The sequence below is a fragment of the Hyphococcus sp. genome, from assembly GCF_965228385.1.
Classification (GTDB): domain Bacteria; phylum Pseudomonadota; class Alphaproteobacteria; order Caulobacterales; family Parvularculaceae; genus Hyphococcus.
Genome location: NZ_OZ245810.1, coordinates 2621128 through 2641049, shown reverse-complemented (window position 1 = coordinate 2641049; position 19922 = coordinate 2621128). Strand labels below are relative to the sequence as shown.

17 protein-coding genes are annotated in these 19922 nt (G+C 58.4%); 14 read left to right on the top strand and 3 right to left on the bottom strand.

All coding sequences use genetic code 11. From position 1 onward, the window contains the following. Positions 1-41 precede the first annotated feature (41 nt). Complete coding sequence (locus tag ACQK2Q_RS12320; RefSeq protein ID WP_425410037.1) at positions 42-563, bottom strand: copper-binding protein; 522 nt, start codon at positions 561-563, stop codon at positions 42-44. 164 nt (positions 564-727) lie between these two features. Next, on the bottom strand, positions 728-1168 hold the full coding sequence (locus ACQK2Q_RS12315; protein WP_425410036.1) for a hypothetical protein: 441 nt from the start codon (positions 1166-1168) through the stop codon (positions 728-730). A gap of 67 nt (positions 1169-1235) precedes the next feature. On the opposite strand from ACQK2Q_RS12315, the gene ACQK2Q_RS12310 reads away from it, so the two are divergent. The 5 genes from ACQK2Q_RS12310 (at position 1236) to ACQK2Q_RS12290 (ending at position 8667) form a co-directional block, all read left to right on the top strand. Beyond that, positions 1236-1505 carry a metal-sensitive transcriptional regulator gene (locus ACQK2Q_RS12310; protein WP_425410035.1) on the top strand — a complete coding sequence of 90 codons (270 nt, stop codon included), beginning with the start codon at positions 1236-1238 and terminating at the stop codon, positions 1503-1505. A 560-nt stretch (positions 1506-2065) separates the two neighbouring features. After that, positions 2066-3310 carry a TolC family protein gene (locus ACQK2Q_RS12305; RefSeq protein WP_425410034.1) on the top strand — a complete coding sequence of 415 codons (1245 nt, stop codon included), beginning with the start codon at positions 2066-2068 and terminating at the stop codon, positions 3308-3310. After that, complete coding sequence (locus ACQK2Q_RS12300; RefSeq protein ID WP_425410033.1) at positions 3307-4851, top strand: efflux RND transporter periplasmic adaptor subunit; 1545 nt, start codon at positions 3307-3309, stop codon at positions 4849-4851. The genes ACQK2Q_RS12305 and ACQK2Q_RS12300 overlap by 4 nt, the downstream gene beginning before the upstream one ends. Beyond that, a complete protein-coding gene (locus ACQK2Q_RS12295; RefSeq protein WP_425410032.1) occupies positions 4848-8018 on the top strand; it encodes an efflux RND transporter permease subunit in 3171 nt (1056 codons plus the stop codon). Before ACQK2Q_RS12300 ends, ACQK2Q_RS12295 begins: the two co-directional genes overlap by 4 nt. Before the next feature lie 169 nt (positions 8019-8187). Next, on the top strand, positions 8188-8667 hold the full coding sequence (locus tag ACQK2Q_RS12290; protein WP_425410031.1) for a copper-binding protein: 480 nt from the start codon (positions 8188-8190) through the stop codon (positions 8665-8667). 226 nt (positions 8668-8893) lie between these two features. Here the strand turns inward: ACQK2Q_RS12290 and ACQK2Q_RS12285 are convergent, their stop codons facing one another. After that, the gene (locus tag ACQK2Q_RS12285) at positions 8894-9334 is read right to left on the bottom strand and encodes a MerR family transcriptional regulator (protein ID WP_425410030.1); all 441 of its coding nucleotides are present in this window, start codon (positions 9332-9334) and stop codon (positions 8894-8896) included. A 70-nt stretch (positions 9335-9404) separates the two neighbouring features. Here ACQK2Q_RS12285 and ACQK2Q_RS12280 point away from each other — a divergent pair, with 70 nt between their 5' ends. The 9 genes from ACQK2Q_RS12280 to ACQK2Q_RS12240 all read left to right on the top strand — a co-directional run bounded on the left by ACQK2Q_RS12280 (position 9405) and on the right by ACQK2Q_RS12240 (position 19882). Continuing rightward, complete coding sequence (locus tag ACQK2Q_RS12280) at positions 9405-10055, top strand: cation transporter (RefSeq protein WP_425410029.1); 651 nt, start codon at positions 9405-9407, stop codon at positions 10053-10055. Between the two features lie 2 nt (positions 10056-10057). After that, the gene (locus tag ACQK2Q_RS12275; protein WP_425410028.1) at positions 10058-10645 is read left to right on the top strand and encodes a methyltransferase family protein; all 588 of its coding nucleotides are present in this window, start codon (positions 10058-10060) and stop codon (positions 10643-10645) included. 37 nt (positions 10646-10682) lie between these two features. Continuing rightward, positions 10683-11039, top strand: a complete 357-nt coding sequence (locus ACQK2Q_RS12270; RefSeq protein ID WP_379881082.1) for a hypothetical protein — start codon at positions 10683-10685, stop codon at positions 11037-11039. A 59-nt stretch (positions 11040-11098) separates the two neighbouring features. Further along, complete coding sequence (locus ACQK2Q_RS12265; RefSeq protein ID WP_425410027.1) at positions 11099-12334, top strand: TolC family protein; 1236 nt, start codon at positions 11099-11101, stop codon at positions 12332-12334. Beyond that, the gene (locus ACQK2Q_RS12260) at positions 12334-13500 is read left to right on the top strand and encodes an efflux RND transporter periplasmic adaptor subunit (protein WP_425410026.1); all 1167 of its coding nucleotides are present in this window, start codon (positions 12334-12336) and stop codon (positions 13498-13500) included. Before ACQK2Q_RS12265 ends, ACQK2Q_RS12260 begins: the two co-directional genes overlap by 1 nt. Positions 13501-13511: 11 nt before the next feature. Continuing rightward, positions 13512-16667 carry an efflux RND transporter permease subunit gene (locus tag ACQK2Q_RS12255; RefSeq protein WP_425410025.1) on the top strand — a complete coding sequence of 1052 codons (3156 nt, stop codon included), beginning with the start codon at positions 13512-13514 and terminating at the stop codon, positions 16665-16667. 13 nt (positions 16668-16680) lie between these two features. Beyond that, positions 16681-16989: a P-II family nitrogen regulator gene (locus tag ACQK2Q_RS12250; protein ID WP_274493828.1), complete on the top strand. Its 309-nt coding sequence runs from the start codon at positions 16681-16683 to the stop codon at positions 16987-16989. A 231-nt stretch (positions 16990-17220) separates the two neighbouring features. Continuing rightward, the gene (locus ACQK2Q_RS12245; RefSeq protein WP_425410024.1) at positions 17221-19266 is read left to right on the top strand and encodes a heavy metal translocating P-type ATPase; all 2046 of its coding nucleotides are present in this window, start codon (positions 17221-17223) and stop codon (positions 19264-19266) included. Positions 19267-19480: 214 nt separating this feature from the next. Beyond that, positions 19481-19882: a hypothetical protein gene (locus ACQK2Q_RS12240; RefSeq protein WP_425410023.1), complete on the top strand. Its 402-nt coding sequence runs from the start codon at positions 19481-19483 to the stop codon at positions 19880-19882. The last annotated feature ends 40 nt before the right edge of the window (positions 19883-19922 follow it).

Sequence of the window (19922 nt, the reverse complement as noted above, 5' to 3'; positions counted from 1 at the left end):
GAAAAGACGGCCCGCCAAAGAGCGGCGGGCCGCTCTTAAGTTCAGTGATGTCCCTTGTGCGCGTCTTCGCCTTGTTCATGGGCAGAGTGACCCATGCCCGGCATGTCGCCCTTGCCTTCCACGTCGCAGGAACGGCCGTCGTCGGCAACGGCTTTCATTGCAACGTCATGCATGTGCGTCATACACGCCTCGTGTGCGCCGTCCTCGACATCGAGCGAGCACATCGCAGCGATCGAATAGGATTTGTCTTTTTCGGCTTTGAGCAGGAAATGAACGCGTTCGCCGGTTGCGAAGGCGGCGAGATCGATGGGCTTCAGCACAGTGAAGTCCATTTTCATTTCCGGCCAGCCAATCGATTCAATCGGTTTGTGGGTGACATTTACTTTCGACTTCTGGACATCAAGGGCGTTGATCACGCCCTCGCCCATCGGCAGCCCGCAATGGTCCATGCTGGTCATCATTGCGTCATGGTCCATTTGCATTTTCTCTTCCGCAGCGAACGCAGGCGACAAGGCCACCCCCACGAATAGGGCTGCCGCAGTGGTGAATACGAGTCTCGACATTGGTATGTTTTCCTTTCAGGAACAGAATTCATTGTTGATTAGTTGGTTGAGGTTGGGACTGACGCGATAAATATTGGCGACAGTTATCCAAACATCGCCGCCGTCTGACTCAGCCAAGACGGTCGGCGTACGTGCGCGTCATTGAGGACGCGCAGATAAAACTTCTAGACCAGAAGTCGGATTTTCAGGGAAACAGGGGTCGCCTTCGGCGGACCGCGCCACAAATTAGCGAACCGAGTAATTCTGTTTGCAAAAATATTACTGTTCTGCGCGGCGACTATGGCGCCAACCGCTTTTTCGATTGGCGGCGGCGCGAACGAAGCAGCTGTCTCCGCTTTTACTGATGCTTTGAAAAACTGCGCCGTTTTGCAGTGCTGACAGTCGTGTTGATCAGGACCACAAGGCGCTGATTTTTTGGACGTGCGCATGTGTTCGCCATGCTCGTCACCATGGCGAGCATGATCATCGTGAACTGAAGTAGCGTTGTGCTGGTGTTCCGCAACGGGCGCTGATTCAGCGATCATGCCGGCGCAGACACTGTGCCCCGCGCTGAGCAGGATTGCCAACGCTGCAAAGAGGGCAGACTTTAATGCGCCAGTGATCACGCCTTGACCAACCTTTCTGACGCGACTATTTATACCCCCAAAGGGTATATGTCAATAACGGATGCTCATGTCTGATTCAGCCGCCATCATCAAACGTTTGAACCGTATCGAGGGCCAGGTTCGGGGCGTCGCGCGTATGGTCGAGGAAGATCGCTATTGCATTGACATCCTGCATCAGGTGCAGGCGATCAAATCGGCGTTATCACGGGCGGAAAGCGAAATCCTGAAAAACCACGCCCATCATTGCGTTGCCGAGGCCATAAAAACCGGCAGCGCCCAGGCGCAACAAGAGAAGTTTTCGGAACTGGTAGATTTATTCGAGAAGACTAAACGCTGACCCGTGCGTGGTTGAAAGGGGCTAACTGTTAAAGGAACCTTTAGGAAACTCCTTCACCGTAACATTTCTTGACAAAATAACCTCGTGAGGCGGATATTTCACTGGATGCGTATCTTGGTTTTCATAGCTTTGATCCTGTCCATGGCTGTTTCCCCGGCCGTGGCTTTGTCGTCTTGTGCGACAATGGGGAGTGACGCGAAAAAGATGGAAATGGCTAGCGTCGACCATAAGATGTCGATGGAAGCTATGGTCGCTAATGGCTGCAGCGACATGAACCAAGAGATGCCGCAAAGTCATGACGCCGGCTGTCTGGCCGCTTGCGCGCTTGTCTGCCCGGGCTTTTATTCAGTACCCGCCGTTTCGGTAGATCAAGAACCAGCTTTTCGCTTCGTGCAATATGCAATCCCGCCAATTGACCCGGGACTTGCGACACTGTCTCGTTTAGATCCACCGCCTCCTCGAATCTGAGCATGCCCGCAATTTAATGCGGACGCCGTCACCGTCGCCGCGCCTTTGAGGCGCGGGGCGCTTGTTGAACGTGCTCAGATTTGAGAAATATCATGCTGAAGATTATTAGCGCGATGGCTGCGGCTGTCGCTGGACTGGCGTTGGCGAATGCACACGCCGCCGGTCAACCGCTGGAATTGAGCGAAGCGGTTGAGATCGCAGTCACCGCCGAAGACCCGGCCTACGCTCGGTTCGAGGTAAGGGCGGCGGCGCAAGAAGATCGCGCCGTTTCAGATTCGCAATTGCCGGACCCCACCTTGCGGACTGCGCTCGCAAATGTGCCAACCGACACATTCGCATTCGGCCAGGAGCCGATGACACAGGCGCAAGTGGGGTTGCGTCAGGAAATCCCGCGCGGTTCGACCTTGCGGCTCAACCGCGAAAAACGCGAGGGCGAGGCGGAAATCGAACGCATGCGCCGCGAGGCGACGGTTCGCAATGTCGCGCTCTCGGTGCGGCTCGCCTGGCTGGATAAGTTTCATGCAGCTAACGCGCAGGCCCTTGTGGAGGACAGCCGAAATGCGGTCAGTGAGCTCGTTGATGCGTTAAGCGCATCGTTTGCGCAGGGCAAGCTGACAAGTCAGGACGTGTTGCGCGCCGAGCTTGAGCTGTCGCTCTTGGACGACAAACTCGCCGAGCTGCAGCAACAACGCGCGACAGCGGAAGCAGAGCTTTCACGATTTATCGGCGCGAATGCATCGCGCCCTTCGCCAGATAATTTGCCGGCGTTCACATCGCCCGGAACGGTCGATGAAATCGAAGCCCTTCTCGTTCGTCATCCAATTGTTCGGGTAAGAGACGCCATGATCGGCGTCGAAGAAACGGATGTTGATCTCGCAAAGCAAGCCTACAAACCGGCTTGGGCGATCGAAGGCGGGTACGGCGCGCGCGGCGCCGACCGGCCCGATTTCGCCAGTGTCGGCGTAAGCCTGACGATCCCGTTATTCACAGGCAAGCGTCAGGATCGCGCCTTGTCGGCGGCCCGAAAGGACAAGTCCGCGGCAGAACTTGATCGCGCGACGACATTGCTCGATCTGAGGCGCGATCTTGTTCGCGCCTACGCCGACTGGACGCAGCTGGACCGGCGCGTCGCTCTATATGATGACGCCGTAATCAAGCGCGCCAATGAAACCGCCGACGCTTCCGTTTCTGCTTATGGCGGCGGACTTACAGACTTTCCCGAACTTATCCGCAGCCAACTCGCCGAACTCGATGCGGAACTGAAACGCCTCGAATTGCGCGTCGAACGCGCCAAGGCGTGGGCGCGGCTTTCCTATCTCGCAGGAGACGACCAATGACAAAATTTCGCATGATCATTATTTTATTGCTGGTAATTGGCGCATCAGGTGCATTCTTCCTGTTGCGACAAGGCGACGGCCATTCCTCTATGGACACGGCGGAAGGCGGCGAACGCAAGATTGAATATTGGGTCGCGCCGATGGACCCCAATTATCGACGCGATGAACCCGGCAAGTCGCCGATGGGGATGGATCTTATTCCTGTCTATGAAGGCGATGAAGATGGCGGCGGAGAACCGTCGCTGAAAATAAACGCCGCGGTCGTTCAGAATATCGGCGTCAAGACCGCGGATGTCGTGCGCGAGGATATGGCGCGCGACATCAATACGGTCGGCTCGATCATGATCGACGAGGAAGCGCGATCGGACATTCACGTTCGCGCCGAAGGATGGATTGAAAAACTGCACGTTGAAGCGGTCGGTGAGAAAGTCGATGCCGGCGATGTTCTGTTCGAACTCTATGCGCCGGCATTGGTCGCAGCACAGTCGGAATTCATCCAGGCGCTGAAAATCGGGCGTCCGCCGTTAATTGAGGCGGCGAGCGAGCGGCTGACTGCGCTCGGCATGAGCGCCGATCAGATTGCAGAGTTGAAGCGCGCCCAGAAGCAAATGCGTCTTGTCGCAGTGAAGGCGCCGCAAGCAGGCGTCGTCACCATGCTGAACGCCCGCGACGGCATGTATCTGAAGCCCAGCGATATGGCCATGCGCCTCGCCGATCTTAAGAATGTCTGGATCATCGCTGACGTGTTCGACACGGAGGCCGCCTGGGTTTCGGCCGGCGATCGCGCGGTCATGACTTTGCCCGCGTTTCCCGGCGAAACATGGGAGGGCGAAGTCGACTATGTTTATCCGACCGCTGAGATGAGGACGCGTACGGTGCAGGTGCGCTTGCGGTTTCCCAATCCCGGCAACCGCTTGCGGCCGAATATGTTCGCCAATGTGACAATCGGCGCCGAGCCCAAGCAGGACGTCCTGACGATCGCGCAATCGGCGGTCATCCGGTCGAGCAGGGGCGATCGCGTCATCCTCGCGTTGGGCGAGGGACGCTTCCGCCCGGCGGAAATCAGAACCGGCATGGAGAGCGGCGGCAAGGTCGAGGTGCTCGCGGGACTCGCGCAAGGCGAGCGCATTGTCGTGGAAAGCCAGTTCCTGATCGATTCCGAAGCGAGCCTCGATTCCGGATTGCTACGCATGGCTGCGCCCGACGAAAAAGACAACGCGCCGATGGATATGGACGGGATGTCCATGTCGGACATGAATATGCCGGTAGATGACATGAAGACGAGTGAGGCTGTCGGCGCCGAAGGCCGTGTCGTTTCCGTCGATATGGACGCCAAAAGCGTCACCATCGATCATAAACCCGTTCCCGAAATCGGTTGGCCGTCGATGGTCATGGCGTTCAAGGCTTCTTCGAAAATTGATCTGATGAGCGTCAAAGTGGGCGCGCCCGTGCGATTCGCGTTTCGCGAGACCGAGACCGGCTACGAACTCGACATGCTCGAACCGATGCCGGAAGACACCGAGACGGGAGACGAACAATGATCTCCCAAATCATCCGCGGTTCGATAGAAAACCGTTTCCTTGTCATTGTCGGGGCGCTGTTTCTCGCGGTCGCCGGCGTCATTTCGTTGCGGTCAACGCCGCTCGACGCGATCCCCGATCTTTCCGACGTGCAGGTCATCATCAAGACCAGCTATCCCGGACAGGCGCCGCAGGTCGTCGAGGATCAAGTCACCTATCCGCTGGCGACGGCGATGCTCGCCGTGCCCGGCGCGAAAACAGTGCGCGGCTATTCCTTCTTTAACGATTCCTACGTCTACATCATATTCGAAGACGGAACCGATCTTTACTGGGCGCGCTCGCGTGTCCTCGAATATTTGAGCCAGGTCGCGCCGCAATTGCCGGAAGCGGCGAAACCGGCGCTCGGTCCCGACGCCACCGGCGTCGGTTGGGTCTATCAATATGCTTTGGTCGACAAGACGGGGCGCCACAATCTTGCCGATCTGCGGTCGTTGCAGGACTGGTTTCTGAAATACGAACTGCAGACCATTGAGGGCGTATCCGAAGTCGCCGCCATCGGCGGCATGGTCAAGCAGTATCAGGTGGTCGTTGATCCGAACCGCCTGCGATCCTTTGGCATCCCGCTTGCCGATGTTCGCCGCGCCATCGAACGCGGCAATATGGAATCCGGCGGGCGCGTCGTCGAAATGGCGGAGGCCGAATATATCGTCCGCGCCGGCGGCTATGTCGAGTCTATCGAAGACCTCGAACGCATACCGCTGCGCGTGAACGACGCGGGGACGCCGATCCTGCTCCGCGATGTGGCGAATGTGAGGCTCGGTCCGGAGCTGCGCCGCGGCGTCGGCGAGCTCAACGGCGAAGGCGAGGCGGTAGGCGGGGTTATCATCATGCGCGCCGGCGGCAACGCGGAAGCGACGATCAAGCGCGTCAAGAAAAAGCTCGAAACCCTGAAGGCGAGTCTGCCGGAAGGCGTCGAACTGGTCACAACCTATGACCGCTCAAAACTGATCGAGCGCGCCGTCGAGACGCTGCAAGGGAAATTGCTTGAGGAGTTCCTCATCGTCGCGCTGGTCTGTGCGCTGTTTCTTTATCATTTGCGATCCGCGCTCGTTGTCGTGATCAGTCTGCCCTTGGGCGTGCTCGCAGCGTTTATCGTCATGAACGCGCAGGGCATCACCGCCAACATCATGTCGCTCGGCGGCATCGCCATCGCCATCGGCGCCATGGTCGATGCGACCATTGTGATGATCGAGAATGTACATAAGAAGCTGGAAGAAAATAGCGATGTGAAGGGTTCCGGCCGCTGGCGGTTGATCGCCGATGCTTGCGTCGAAGTGGGACCGCCGCTCTTCTTCTCCCTCCTGATTATCACGCTCAGCTTTACGCCGATCTTCGCCCTGCAAGCGCAGGAGGGACGGCTGTTCTCGCCGCTCGCCTTCACCAAAACCTACGCCATGGCGGCGGCGACGATCCTGTCAGTGACCCTCGTACCGGTGCTGATCGGGTTGCTGGTCCGTGGCCGCATCGCCCCGGAGCATAAAAACCCGGTCAATCTTCTGCTCATGCGCGGATATCGGCCAATTATCGGGCTGGCGCTGCGCCGCCCCTGGGCGACCATCGGCGCCGCCGCCTTGTTGATGGCGAGCATGGCGATCCCCGCAAGTCTCATTGGCGGCGAGTTCATGCCTGATCTCGATGAAGGCGATCTGCTGTATATGCCGAGCGCCTATCCGGGCATCTCCGCTGGAAAGGTCGCCCAGGTCGTTCAGCAGACGAACAAGTTGATCAAGACCATTCCGGAAGTCGAGACCGTTTACGGCAAGGCGGGAAGGGCGGAGACCGCCACCGACCCCGCGCCATTGCCGATGATCGAGACGACCATACAATTAAAACCACGTTCAGAATGGCGTCCCGGCGTCACCATGGACTCGCTCAAGGCCGAATTGAATTCGCTCGTCGATGTGCCGAGCCTCACCAATGTCTGGATCATGCCGATCAAGAACCGGCTCGACATGCTGGCGACCGGCATCAAGACGCCAGTCGGGGTCAAGGTCGCCGGCCCCGACCTCAACGTCATTGCGGAGGTGGGCCGCAACATCGAGAACGTCCTGCAGGGCGTCGACGGCACGGCATCTGTTTACGCAGAGCGCGTGACCGGTGGGCGGTTCATCGATGTCGATATCAACCGCGAAGCGGCGGCGCGCTTCGGTCTCAACATCGCCGATGTGCAGGATATTGTGCGCACCGCGATCGGCGGCATGACGATCGGGCAGAGCGTCGAAGGTCTTGAGCGCTATCCGATCAATCTGCGCTACCCTCGCGACGTGCGCGATTCGCCGCAAGCTTTGCGCGAATTGCCGATCGTCACAGCATCGGGCGCGGAGATTCCGCTCGGCCGCATCGCCGACATTCGCATCAATGAAGGCCCGGCGATCATCCGCAGCGAGAATGCGCGGCTCAACGGCTGGATTTATGTGGACATCACCGGTCGCGATATCGGCTCCTATGTCGAGGAGGCCCGGAATGTGGTTGCTGAAAATGTGGACTTGCCGGCGGGCTATTCCATCTCCTGGTCCGGACAGTACGAATATATGCAGCGCGCCAAGGAACGCTTCGCCTATGTGGGGCCGGGCATGCTGCTGATCATCATGCTGCTTTTGTTCTTGAATTTCAGAAACGTCTCGGATGTTGTGATCATTCTGGGAACGTTGCCCTTCGCCCTCGTCGGAGGACTGTGGCTGATGTTTCTCCTTGGCTTCAACATGTCCGTCGCCGTCGCTGTCGGATTTATCGCGCTTGCCGGCGTCGCCGTCGAAATTGGCGTGTTGATGATCATGTATCTGAAGCAGGAAGTCGCGGCGGCGAATGCGATTGCAAAAGAGGAAGGCGCGCCGCTCGATGAAGCGCATTTCGCTGACGCCATCGCCAAGGGCGCGCTGCGGCGTCTGCGGCCGATCATGATGACCTTCGCGGTCATCTTCGCGGGGCTTTTGCCCATCATGTACGGCCATGGGGCCGGCGGGGAAGTCATGCGCCGCATTGCCGCACCAATGATCGGCGGCATCGTCAGCACAACGGTGCTCGCCCTTGTCGTCATCCCGGCGGTTTACTTCCTGTGGAACCGGCGGGCGTTGCAGCCCGTTGAACAGATTGACTCTATCGGGCCGAAACTGGCGCCGGCAGAGTAAGCATACAGCGATTGGCTGATTACAAATCGCGTTGGTCAGAAACACGTATACGGAGCAGATAACTTGAAGAAGAACCGAAACGCTCCATTCGCTTTTGTTGGCGGCTTCGTTTCATGCGCGACGAAGTCAGCCGTCTCTCTGTGCGCATTGAATTGAAAGGATAGCAGCAATGAAATCTATGAAACTCTCCACGATCGCCGTTGGCGCCGCTATCGCGCTAATTTCCGTTCCGGCGTTTAGCCAAAGCGGCGGCATGAAAATGGATGGTATGGACGGCATGTCCTGCTGCAGCGACATGGCGTCCGGGTTCGGCACGGTTAACTCCGTCGATTTGAAAGCGAAAAAAGTCAATCTCTCGCATGACCCCATCAAAAAAATCGGATGGGGCAAGATGACGATGGATTTCGCTGTCAGCGATATGGTCGCGCTGCAGAAATTTGAAGAGGGCGACAATGTTCACTTCATGCTGACGAAGAACGATGACGGCGGCTACGACGTATCAATGATGATGCCCATCGCCGGCGATCCGGACGAATTCAAGGCAGCGATGAAATCGATGATGGGCGGCGGCATGATGTGCGACGGAATGAAAATGGGCGACAGCGTGATGGATGGCATGGGGCAAGGGTCGGAGAAGGATAAAAATTGATTGAGAAGAACATCTTGATTGGACGCGCGATCGCATTTTGGCGGTTTTGAAAAATGCTCACGTGATATTCGAAAGGAGAATCGAAATGATGGAAGGTGGGATGATGATGGGCGCGGGCGGTGCAATTGTAATGTTGTTGATCGCCGTGTTTTTACTCTTAGGTATTGCGGCGTTCGTGAAGTATCTTTTCTTTCACGAAAAGTAGACTTCGCCTCTGGCAGCCGACCTAATTCCGATGTTCTGTTGCGCAGAGCGCGTGATTGGAGAGGATTTCAATTACGCGGCAGTCTGAAATTTTGTCGACGCTGCATTCCTTGATCATCCGATTGAGTTCGCGTTCGAGTGATTTCAATCGCTTGATGCGTTGTCTGACATCTTCGGCGTGACGGCGTGCGATTTCATCGACCTCCGCGCAGGACCGGTTCTCGTTTCTGGAGAGGGCGATCAGCTCGCGGATCGCCTCCAGCGGAAAGCCAAGATCGCGGGCGTGGCGGATAAAACGCATCCGCTCGACGGCTTTGGCGTCATAAATCCGCTGGCCGCCTTCGGACCGATCCGGCGGATCGATAAGGCCGATGCTCTCATAATAGCGGATCGTCGTGACCTTGACGTCCGAGGCTTTCGCCAGCCGCCCGATGGTCACGGGAATTTTTTCGGATTTCGGCATTTTTCCTCTTGAACCTACAGTTGCTGTAGACATTAGGTTAGGCTCAGCGGCAAAGCAATGGAGAGCCGGGATGGCCGGATGCGCGTGCGAGGACAATCAAATTGACGCCGATCAATTCGACGGCCGGTCGCCCGCCTATAAGCGGGCGCTGATCGCGGTGATTGCGATCAACGCCGTCATGTTTTTGGTGGAAATGTCGGCTGGCTATCTTGGGAGTTCACAGGCGCTGAAAGCCGACGCTCTCGATTTCGCGGGCGATACTGCGACCTACGCTTTGAGCTTCGCGGTTATCGGCGCGGCGCTGCGTACGCGCGCTACGGCGGCGCTCATTAAAGGCGCCAGTCTTGGCTTGATGGCGCTGTTTGTCCTGACCACCACGGTTGCGAGCGCGTTCGGCGACGCTTCTCCTGTTGCGCCGGTGATGAGCGGCATCGGGTTTGCTGCGCTCGCCGCTAATGTCGCCAGCGTTTTCATTCTCCTTCGCTGGCGGGACGGCGATTCAAATGTCCGCTCCGTCTGGCTGTGCTCGCGCAATGACGCCATCGGGAATGTTGCGGTGATCGCCGCCGGCGGAGCAGTGTGGCTTACAGGATCGTTCTGGCCCGATTTGATCGTCGCCGCATTGCTTGCGAGCCTGTTCGCAAGATCAGCTTGCTCGATTATTGCGCAGTCGATGAAAGAACGCCGCGCGTCGCTGAATCTCGCCGAGGGGCGTGTTTGAGCATGGTGCGGGCGTTACTCATATTGGCGGCGGCCAATGCTGCGCTTTCCATTCCGATGGCGATGCTGGTTAAACGGGACTTTTCGAAATGCGGTCGCGTCAGCATACCTATGGCGGTCTGGACCGGCGCCGCCATGCACGGCAATGCTTTGTTGCTGCTTGCAATCGCGTGGTTCGATCGGGGTTCGCTTGGCGCCCCAAGTATTCTGACGAGCGCGGCTGGCGGATTTTTTGCGATTGCCGGGGCTGCGCTGATTTATCTGGGCCGGAGCGCCTATGCGGATTTTTCGAGAGTCTATGGCCTCAAGGAAGACGAACTTATTGACCGGGGCGTTTACCGCTGGTCACGCAACCCGCAATATGTCGGATACGCCTTGTTCCTGGGGGGAGTGTCATTGGCCGCGCTTTCGGTTTGGGCGTTCGTGCTCACCCTCTCATTCGCGCTCTTCATTCATTGTTATATTGTATCGGTCGAAGAGCCGCTTCTTCGGGCGGCCTTTGGAAGAGCCTATGAGTCGTATTTGAGGCAGACCGCGCGATATTTCAGGCCGCCATCGGGTCGGCGCAACGATGTAAACGAAAAATTATAATGATTTGTCAGGAGTTTTACAGTAGGACGCATTTGAGATGATGTCATCCATTCGACATATGCACCGCGTCATTGTGGTATTGTTGATTGCGCTATGGGGCGCGGTTGGCATCGTCGCGCCTGCGCACGCGGCGGAAGAAGACATCCATCATGCGACGCAACACGACGCGGGCGAAGAGCGCGCCGCGACACAAGGCGAGCCGGCTGACGAAGGTTCCATCCATCCGGAGCACGCCGCGCATTGTCATTCCGGCGCATGTCATTTTCACGCCCTGTCTCGCGCCTCATTGGAGCCAGCGTCCCTGCTGCTCTTTGCGAGCAAGATCAGAGCGCCGGAAAACGGTGTCGTCCCCCAGGCTTCTCTTTCCTCATTATTCCGTCCTCCGCGAATCTGACTGATCGCGCGCGCTCTGCGCGCCCATCAGTAATTTTGATTCCAAGAGGACAATGACCAATGACCATCAGAATATGCGGGCTTGCGCTCGCCGCTTTTGCGGCGTGGGGGCTCGGCGCTGCGTCCGCGCAGGAGAACGCTGCTGAGCCTGGGCTGACGCTAGGGCAATTTCTTGAAGACGCCGCGCGCAATCATCCAAGGCTCGAAGAAGCGCGCGCTGAGCTAGATGCAGCCGAGGCGCGCGGGCGCGCCAATTCGCGGCCGCTCTACAATCCGGAATTCGAGGGCGAGTTCTCGGACAGCGAAGACGATGCCGATGACAGTCGTTCTATCGGCCTGTCGAAAGCCTTCGACATCACCAATAAGCGCGCGACGCGGGCGAAGGGCGCGCGCAGCGCCGTCGACGCGGCAAGATATACCTATGAAGCGCAAAAGCGTGCGTTATTCGCCGATCTTCTTACCGCGCTGGCGGATTACCAGGCGAGGAAACGCCTTTCCGATCTGGCGGCCGAGCGCGCCGACGTCGCGCGCGAGTTTTCTTCGATTGCAGACCGCCGCGCGGAAGCCGGTGATCTGTCAAAATCGGAGCGTCTTGCCGCGCAGCTGAGCCTTTCCCAGGCGATCGCCGAGCAAACGACCGCCCGGAGCGAGTTCTCCGAAGCGCGACAAACTTTGACGGCGCTTGTGGGCGAAGTCATGCCGGCCTGGCCGGTGCTACCTGACCCGCCGGCGGCGCCGCCGCCGCTCGATATGACGCTGGTCCGCCGCTTGCCGGAACTGCGCGCGGCGGAAGCGCGCGCCGACGCGCTGTCGGCCGAAATCCGTTTTGCAAAAAAAGCGCGCATTCCCGATCCGACCATCGGCGCCGCCTATGGACGCGAAGGAGACGCCGATTTCGCCGGCGTCCGACTGTCCGTACCCATCCCGGTTTTTGCGTCCGGACAGGCCGAAGTCGATGAGGCGCGCGCCGAACGCATCGCCGCCGAGCAAGCGATCCGCAATAAGCTGCGCAACGCCGAAGCACGGCTCGTCGAAGCCAGCGGACGCTTCGCCGTCGCGGCGGGGACGTGGCGCGCGTGGATGCGCGACGGGTCGGATGTGCTCGGCGAGCAACGCCGCGTGCTCGATCAACTATGGCGGTCGGGCGACATCACTGCGGTCGAATATCTCGTGCAGCTCGATCAAACCTACAGCGCGGAACGCGCAGGAATTGAACTTCAAGGGTCTTTATGGCGCGCCTGGATCGATTGGCTCGATGCGTCAGGGACGCTCAATGAATGGATGGAGACTCTGTGATGCGTAACTTTCGGAAACTGAATTCTGGCCTTGGATTGGCGATCATCGCCCTCGGGGCGCTGACAGTCGCAGGCTGCGGCGCATCGGATGCTGAACAAAAACCAACGTCATCCGAGCAGTCGGAAGAGGGCCACGGCGAAGAAGGCGGCGGTCATATCGAAATGACGGCGGCGGAGCGGAGCGCCAAGGGGATCAAATCCATTGCGCTCGGCAAACGGCAACTGACCGGTGAGTACATTGCGCCGGGCGAGGTGACGGCGAACCGCTACAAGACGGCGCAGGTCGCGCCGCGCATCAGCGCGCAGATTGTCGAGCGACATATCGTGCGCGGAGAGAAAGTCGAAGAAGGCGCGCCGCTGGTCACGCTCTCCAGCGTCGAAATGGCCGAAGCGCAAGGCGCGCTCATCATCAACGACAAAGAATGGCGCCGCGTCCGAAATCTCGGCCGGGACGTCGTTTCTGAAAAACGTTATGTCGAGGCGGAAGTCGCGCGCCAGCAGGCCCATGCCAAACTCCTCTCATTCGGCATGGCGGAACAGGAAGTCGCCGCGCTTCTGAAAAGCGGCGACGCCAGCAAGGCGACGGGCCGCTTCATTCTGTTCGCGCCGCAGTCCGGCACTATCGTGCGCGACGATTTCACGTTGGGAGAGTTTGTCGATCCCGGCCGGGTGCTGGTCGAAATCAGCGACGAATCGACGGTCTGGGTTGAAGCGCGACTGACCGCCGAACAGGCGCAACGCATCGCTATTGGCGCATCCGCGCGCGTTAAGTCCAGCGCGGGACACTGGGAAGAAGGCGAGGTCATTCAGCTCCAGCACGCGCTTGATGAAACGACGCGCACGTTGATGGCTCGCGTCGAGATCAGCAATGAAGACGATGATTTTCATGCCGGTCAATTCGTCGATGCAGCAATCGCCGCCGGCGCCGGCGATGCAATGCTGGCGTTGCCGGAACGCGCGGTCGTCCTGATGGACGGCGCGCCGACCGTCTTCCGCATCGAAGGCGATGAGATCGAGCCCGTCAGTGTTGAAACCGGGACCGCCAGCGGCGGATGGATCGAAATCGCGTCTGGCGTCTCGGCAGGCGATGAGATCGTCACCGAACAAACCTTTCTCCTCAAATCGCTCATTCAAAAGACGAAAATGGGCGAAGGCCACGGGCATTAGGAGCGTGAACCATGTTGAATAAACTCGTTGAATTCTCGCTCCAGTATAAATTCCTGGTGCTCATCATCTTCGCCGTCGTCGGCTTTCTCGGCTGGCGCGCCGTCACAACGGTTCCCATCGACGCGTTTCCGGACGTGACGCCGGTGCAGGTCAACATCTACACGGAATCGCCGGGGCTCGCCGCCGAAGACATCGAGCAATTGCTGACATTTCCCGTGGAGTCTGCGATGGCCGGACTTCCCGACGTATCGGAAATCCGTTCGGTCAGTCTCTTCGGCCTTTCCTATGTCGCCGTCTACTTCAAGGACAGCGTCGATATCTATTTCGCTCGCCGTCTCGTCATGGAGCGGCTTGCGGAAGTTCGCGACCGGATACCGGAAGGCTACGGCTCGCCGGAAATGGGTCCGAACGCTTCCGGCCTCGGACAGGTCTTCTGGTACACGCTTGAACGCGCCGACGAGTCCCTTAAGGGCGACATCAGCGATATGGATTTGAGGACGCTGCAGGACTGGAACGTGCGCCTCATCCTCCGCACGGCCGCCGGCGTCGACGACGTAATGTCCTGGGGCGGGCAAGAGCGCCAGTTCCAGGTCCAGATCGACCCTTTGCAGCTCATCAAATATGAACTTGGGTTTTCCGATGTCGTCGAAGCGCTTGACGCGAATAACCGGCAGGTCGGCGGGCAATATATCGATCAGGGACCGGAGCAATATCTCGTTCGCGGCCTGGGTCTTGTCCGGGACGAAACCGATATCGGCAATATCGTCGTCAAGGTGAAGGACGGCGCCCCAGTTTATGTTCGCGATGTTGCGAAAGTCGAACAGGCGCCGGCGCTGCGCTTCGGCGCCGTCACCCGAGACGGCGAAGAAGTTGTGCTCGGCATGGCGCTCGCGCGCATCGGCGAGAACGCCAAGAATGTCGTCGATGCGGTGAAGGAAAAAGTCGAGACAGTTGAGGGCGCGCTGCCCGACGGCGTCGTCATCAAACCGATTTACGACCGCACCGAGCTTGTGGAGAAGGCAGTCGGCACAGCGGAGAAAGCCCTCATTGAAGGGTCGATTCTCGTCGCCATCGTGCTGTTTCTGTTTCTCGGCGAAATCCGCTCCGCGCTGGTCGTGATCACGGCGCTGCCGCTCGCCATGCTCATCGCCTTTATTTTCATGGGCCAGGCCGGGCTCTCGGCCAATCTCATGTCGCTGGCGGGTCTCGCCATCGGCATCGGTATGATGGTCGACGGCGCCGTCGTCATGGTCGAAAACTCGTTTCGGATCATGGCGGAACGAAAAGAAGAGGGCGGCGAGGTCAATCGCACCGCCGCTGTTCTGCAGGCCGCGCGGGAAGTCGCTAATCCGATCGCGTTCGCGATCATGATCATCATCGTCGTCTTTTTGCCCTTGTTCAGTCTCGAAGGGCTCGAAGGCAAACTCTTCAAACCCATGGCGTTTAATATCAGCTTCGCCATGGCCGGTTCTTTAATCCTGACGCTGACCATCATTCCGGTTCTGGCGGCGATGATCCTGAAGCCCAAGGAAGAGCGCGACACCATGCTGATGCGCATCGTCAAGCGCGGCTATCTGCCCCTGATCGCCTGGTCACTCGACAACAAGCGCAAAGTGGGTCTCGCCGCCGGCGGCCTCCTTGTCGCCAGCCTCGCGCTCTTCCCCTTCCTCGGCAAGGAATTCATGCCGCAATTGCAGGAAGGCTCGATCATGTGGCGGGTGACCTCGATCCCCTCGACCTCGCTCGATCAGTCAATCGAGATTTCGAAGGAGATCGAACACGCACTTGGCGAGTTTCCCGAGGTAGAAACCACCATCGCCATGATCGGCAGGGCCGAAAAAGGCGAAACCGCCGACGTCAACTACATGGAAATCTACACGGCCTTGAAACCGCAAAGCGAATGGCCGCGCAGGCGGACGGTCGCATCGCTCGCCGATGACATGCGCGAAAAGCTTGAAGAAACCGTGCCGACAACGGTCGTCGCCTTCACGCAGCCGATTCAGATGCGCGTTGAGGAGTTGATCTCCGGCGTGCGCGCGACGCTGGCCGCCAAAATCTACGGTCAGGATCTTGGCGAACTCGACCGGCTTAGTCAGGAAATCAAGGAGGCGATATCCGGCGTGCCGGGCGCCGCGGACCTGTCGCTCGAAGCCAATATCGGCAAGCCGCAAATCCGGATTCAGGTCGATCGCACTGAACTCGCGCGTTACGGCATGAACGCTGACGACGTTCTCAATGTCGTGCGTACCGGCATCGGCGCTGAGCCGGTAGGCACGCTCATTGACGGCGTCCGGCGATTCGACATTACGGCGCGTCTTCAAGATGCATCGAAAGCGTCCATGGAATCGATCCGCAATATTCCACTGCAGACGGCGGACGGCGCGATCATTCCGCTCGGACGGGTTGCAACGGTCACGTCGGCGGAAGGCTATTCCTTCGTCCGCCGCGAACAGTTGCAGCGCTACGCCGTCATCCAGATGGATGTGCGCGGGCGCGATGTCGACGGCTTTGTCAAGGACGCCAACGACGTCATCGCGGCGAATGTGGATTTGCCGCCGGGCTACTGGATCGAATGGGGCGGCGCCTTTGAAAACCAGCAACGCGCGCTTGCGAAACTGTCTTTGATTGTTCCGGCGACGATCTTTTTCATCTTCGTGCTGCTCTACACGGCGTTCAATTCTGTGAAATACGCCGCGTTGATTATCGCAAACGTCCCCTTTGCAGCCAGCGGCGGGCTCTTCGCGCTCTTCGTCACCGGGCAATATCTGTCCGTGCCGTCGGCGATCGGCTTCATCGCCGTCTTCGGCGTCGCTATGTTGAACGGCATCGTGCTCGTCAGTTTCATTAATGAACAGCGCGACGCCGGCTTCAGTGTTCGCGACGCCGTTCGGCGCGGCACAGAACTGCGCTTGCGGCCTGTGCTGATGACGGCGAGCGTCGCTATTCTCGGCCTTATACCGATGCTCTTGTCAACCGGCGTCGGGGCCGAGACGCAAAGGCCTCTGGCCTCTGTCGTCGTCGGCGGTTTGCTGACGTCGACAGCGCTGACGCTGATTCTCCTGCCGGTCATCTATGAGTGGATGGAAATGCGCGGTCGGAAATCTGAGCCGGCGCCGTCTCGGGGCGATCTCGACCTCGCCGACGCGCATGCAAAAGCAGCCGAATGAAAGGAAGCGCATCATGATTGAGATCAAGGCGTTCATTCATCGCAGCCGGGCGGCGAGCGTCGTTCGCGCCTTACGCAAGGGCGGTTTCACGAACATGACCGCCGTCGATGTCAAAGGCATGGTCAAGGCGCTCGACGAAAAAGAACAGCAATATTCAACCGAGCTTGGCGATCGCGTGATCACCGAGGTAAAGCTGGAGCTTGTCTGCGAAGACGACCGGCTCTCCGAAGCCGCTGATCTGATACGCGCGAACGGGAAAACCGATATGGAGGAATCGGGCTTCATTTATGTGAGCAAGATCACGGCTGCTATTCCGATCTAAGTCACTTGATTCTGGTCTCGCAGTTCGTCCGTGTCACTTCGAATTGCGAGCGGGCGATAGCGCTAACTTCCTGCGCGCGTAGTCGTCCGGCGTAACCAGAGGAGCCGCCGGGTTCGTCCCCCTAACCCGGCGGCTCCGCCTTTTCTTTTCAATAAAGGTAATGCTTCCACACCTGCCGGTCGCATTACTTGCATTGTCCTAACTTAATTGCCCATCAGAGGATTTGTTGCCGTGAATAAAACAAGCCGGCCGACCGACAAAGCCACGCAAGACAATCATCAGCACGACGATTGGCTAAACAGCTTGTTGGACGGCAGGGCTGAACTCGTCTTCTCGTTAATGTGCGGCGCCGCACTTCTTGCTGGCTGGCTCGGACCGAAAATATCGGCGATGCCTGACGTTGTTGCGTTTGGGTTGTTATTGGCTGCATATTTTTTCGGCGGGTATTTCACGCTGAAAGAAGCAATCGGAAAAGTTTCACACGGCAAATTTGAGATCGACTTTCTTATGCTCGTCGCCGCAGGCGGCGCGGCTGTCCTCGGCGAATGGGCGGAGGGCGCGTTCCTCCTGTTTCTGTTCAGCATCGGCCACGCCCTTGAAAATTACGCGATGGCGAGAGCCCGTAACGCCATATCAGCGCTCGCCGATCTTGCGCCTGAGGAGGCGCTCGTTCGCCGGGACGGGAGGGAAACGAAAGTACCCGTCGACGAATTGAAGCCGGGCGACATTGTAATCGTTCGCTCGAACGACCGTATTCCCGCCGACGGGTTCGTCATCAAGGGTGAAAGCAGCGTCAATCAGGCGCCAATTACGGGCGAAAGCGCGCCGGCCGATAAGTCGCCTGTGAAAGATAGCAGTGAAGCGGCTGACAATTCCGACAAAATCAAACCGGCGCACAAGGTCTTCGCCGGTTCGATTAACGGCGCCGGAAGCCTCGAAATTCAGGTGACCCGGCGAGCCTCTGAAACGACGCTGGCCCGTGTTATCGATATGGTCAGCGCCGCTGAAACCAGGCAGTCGCCGACGCAAAATTTCACCAAGAAGTTTGAGAAGGTGTTTGTTCCATGCGTCGTCATACTGGCCTTCATCACGGCTTTGTCATGGCTCTTTCTCGACGAAAACCCTGCGCAAAGTTTTTACCGGTCGATGGCGGTGCTGGTCGCGGCTAGTCCTTGCGCGCTCGCCATCGCAACGCCCAGCGCAATCCTCAGCGGCATCGCCCGCGCCGCACGCGGCGGCGTGCTGATCAAGGGCGGCGCGCCGCTTGAAGCGCTAGGTCGGCTTGAATCAATTGCATTCGACAAGACCGGCACGCTCACATCCGGAGAGCCGAAGCTCGTTGAAATCACGCCCGTCGCCGGCATAACGGAAACGGAGCTTCTTCGCGTCGCCGCGGCTGTTGAAGCGTTAAGCGACCACCCGCTCGCCGAGGCGATCGTCCGTGATGTCAAAGAACGAATGGGAGCCATTGAATACAACGCGACGGAATTCAAGAGTATCACAGGCAAAGGCGTTTCCGCGCGATTGAATGACGAACTCGTTCACATCGGAAAAACGGCTCTCTTTACTGAGACAAATGGAACGCCGCTGCCAGACGATCTTCGCGTGACCGTCAAGAGCATGTCGGCGCGGGGGCGAACAACGATGATTGTCCGGCGGGGCGATGCGTATCTTGGCGCTCTCGGCTTGATGGACACGCCGCGCTCCGCCGCCAGGCGTGTGATCCAACGCCTGCGCGATATCGGCGTTTCGAAAATGATGATGATTTCGGGCGATAATCAACAAGTCGCCGACGCGATTGCGCGCGAAGTTGGTCTCGACCACGCCTTCGGCGATCTTATGCCCGACGATAAGGTCGAGAAAATCAAGGAGCTAAAAGAATCAGGCGGCGTCGCCATGGTCGGCGACGGCGTAAACGATGCGCCAGCCATGGCGAACGCAACCGTTGGTGTCGCTATGGGCGCAGCCGGCTCGGATGTGGCGCTCGAAACGGCCGATGTCGCTCTTATGGCGGATGATCTTGAAACGCTGCCATTTGCCGTCGGACTGAGCCGCGCGACCAGCCGAACGATCCGTCAGAACCTTTGGGTCAGTCTGGGCATTGTTGCGGTTCTTATTCCTGCGACGCTTTTCGGGCTTGGCATCGGGCCAGCTGTTCTGGTGCATGAGGGATCGACCCTCATTGTCGTCGCTAATGCATTACGATTGTTGGCGTACAACGAACCTACAAAGACGACATATCTGAATGGCGATCTGGGAAAAGTGGGGCGGTCGTGATTTTTGCCTCGAAATCCCGGAGGCATAAGCCGGCGGCAAAAATTGAGACTTGCTGTTGCGCCATTTTGGAGCGCGCTGGAGTGTGAATGTAACGGTGCAACATGATTTACGATATTGCGTCCCGATTTCTTCAGGATATTGATTTTGGGGTTAATTCCAGGCCCCATAATTTGGGGTTTATCAAAAATGAAGATTTCGGGTATAGAATGGGCGGATGACCAAACTGCGGTCCTTTGTAGTTTATGTTTTAGCGCTCGCCATCGCCAATTACGGCGTGCTGGCGTCAGCGTCCACCCACGCCCACGCCCATGACGGATGGCATCCCATTCATGTTGTGGCGGATAGCCAAACTGCCGACGCGCATGGTCATGACCATGATGGCTCGGCTCCCGAGGAAAAATTGGTTTCCACCGGTCTTGAAGAAAACGATGGTGTGCCGCCGCACACCGAAACCGGGTTTCATTCACATTCCACGCCGCAATTTGGCCCTATGGATATTGGCTTGTCTCTTGCCTTTGCGATGATTTCTGAGCGAGCCGCGCCGCCCGATCCTCAAGGGGCCGCTGCCCGCCATCGGGACAAGCCACCTTTCAAACCTCCCCGCACATCCCTCTGATCTAAACGGCTCAGCGCCCGCGCTTTTTACGCTGGGCGCG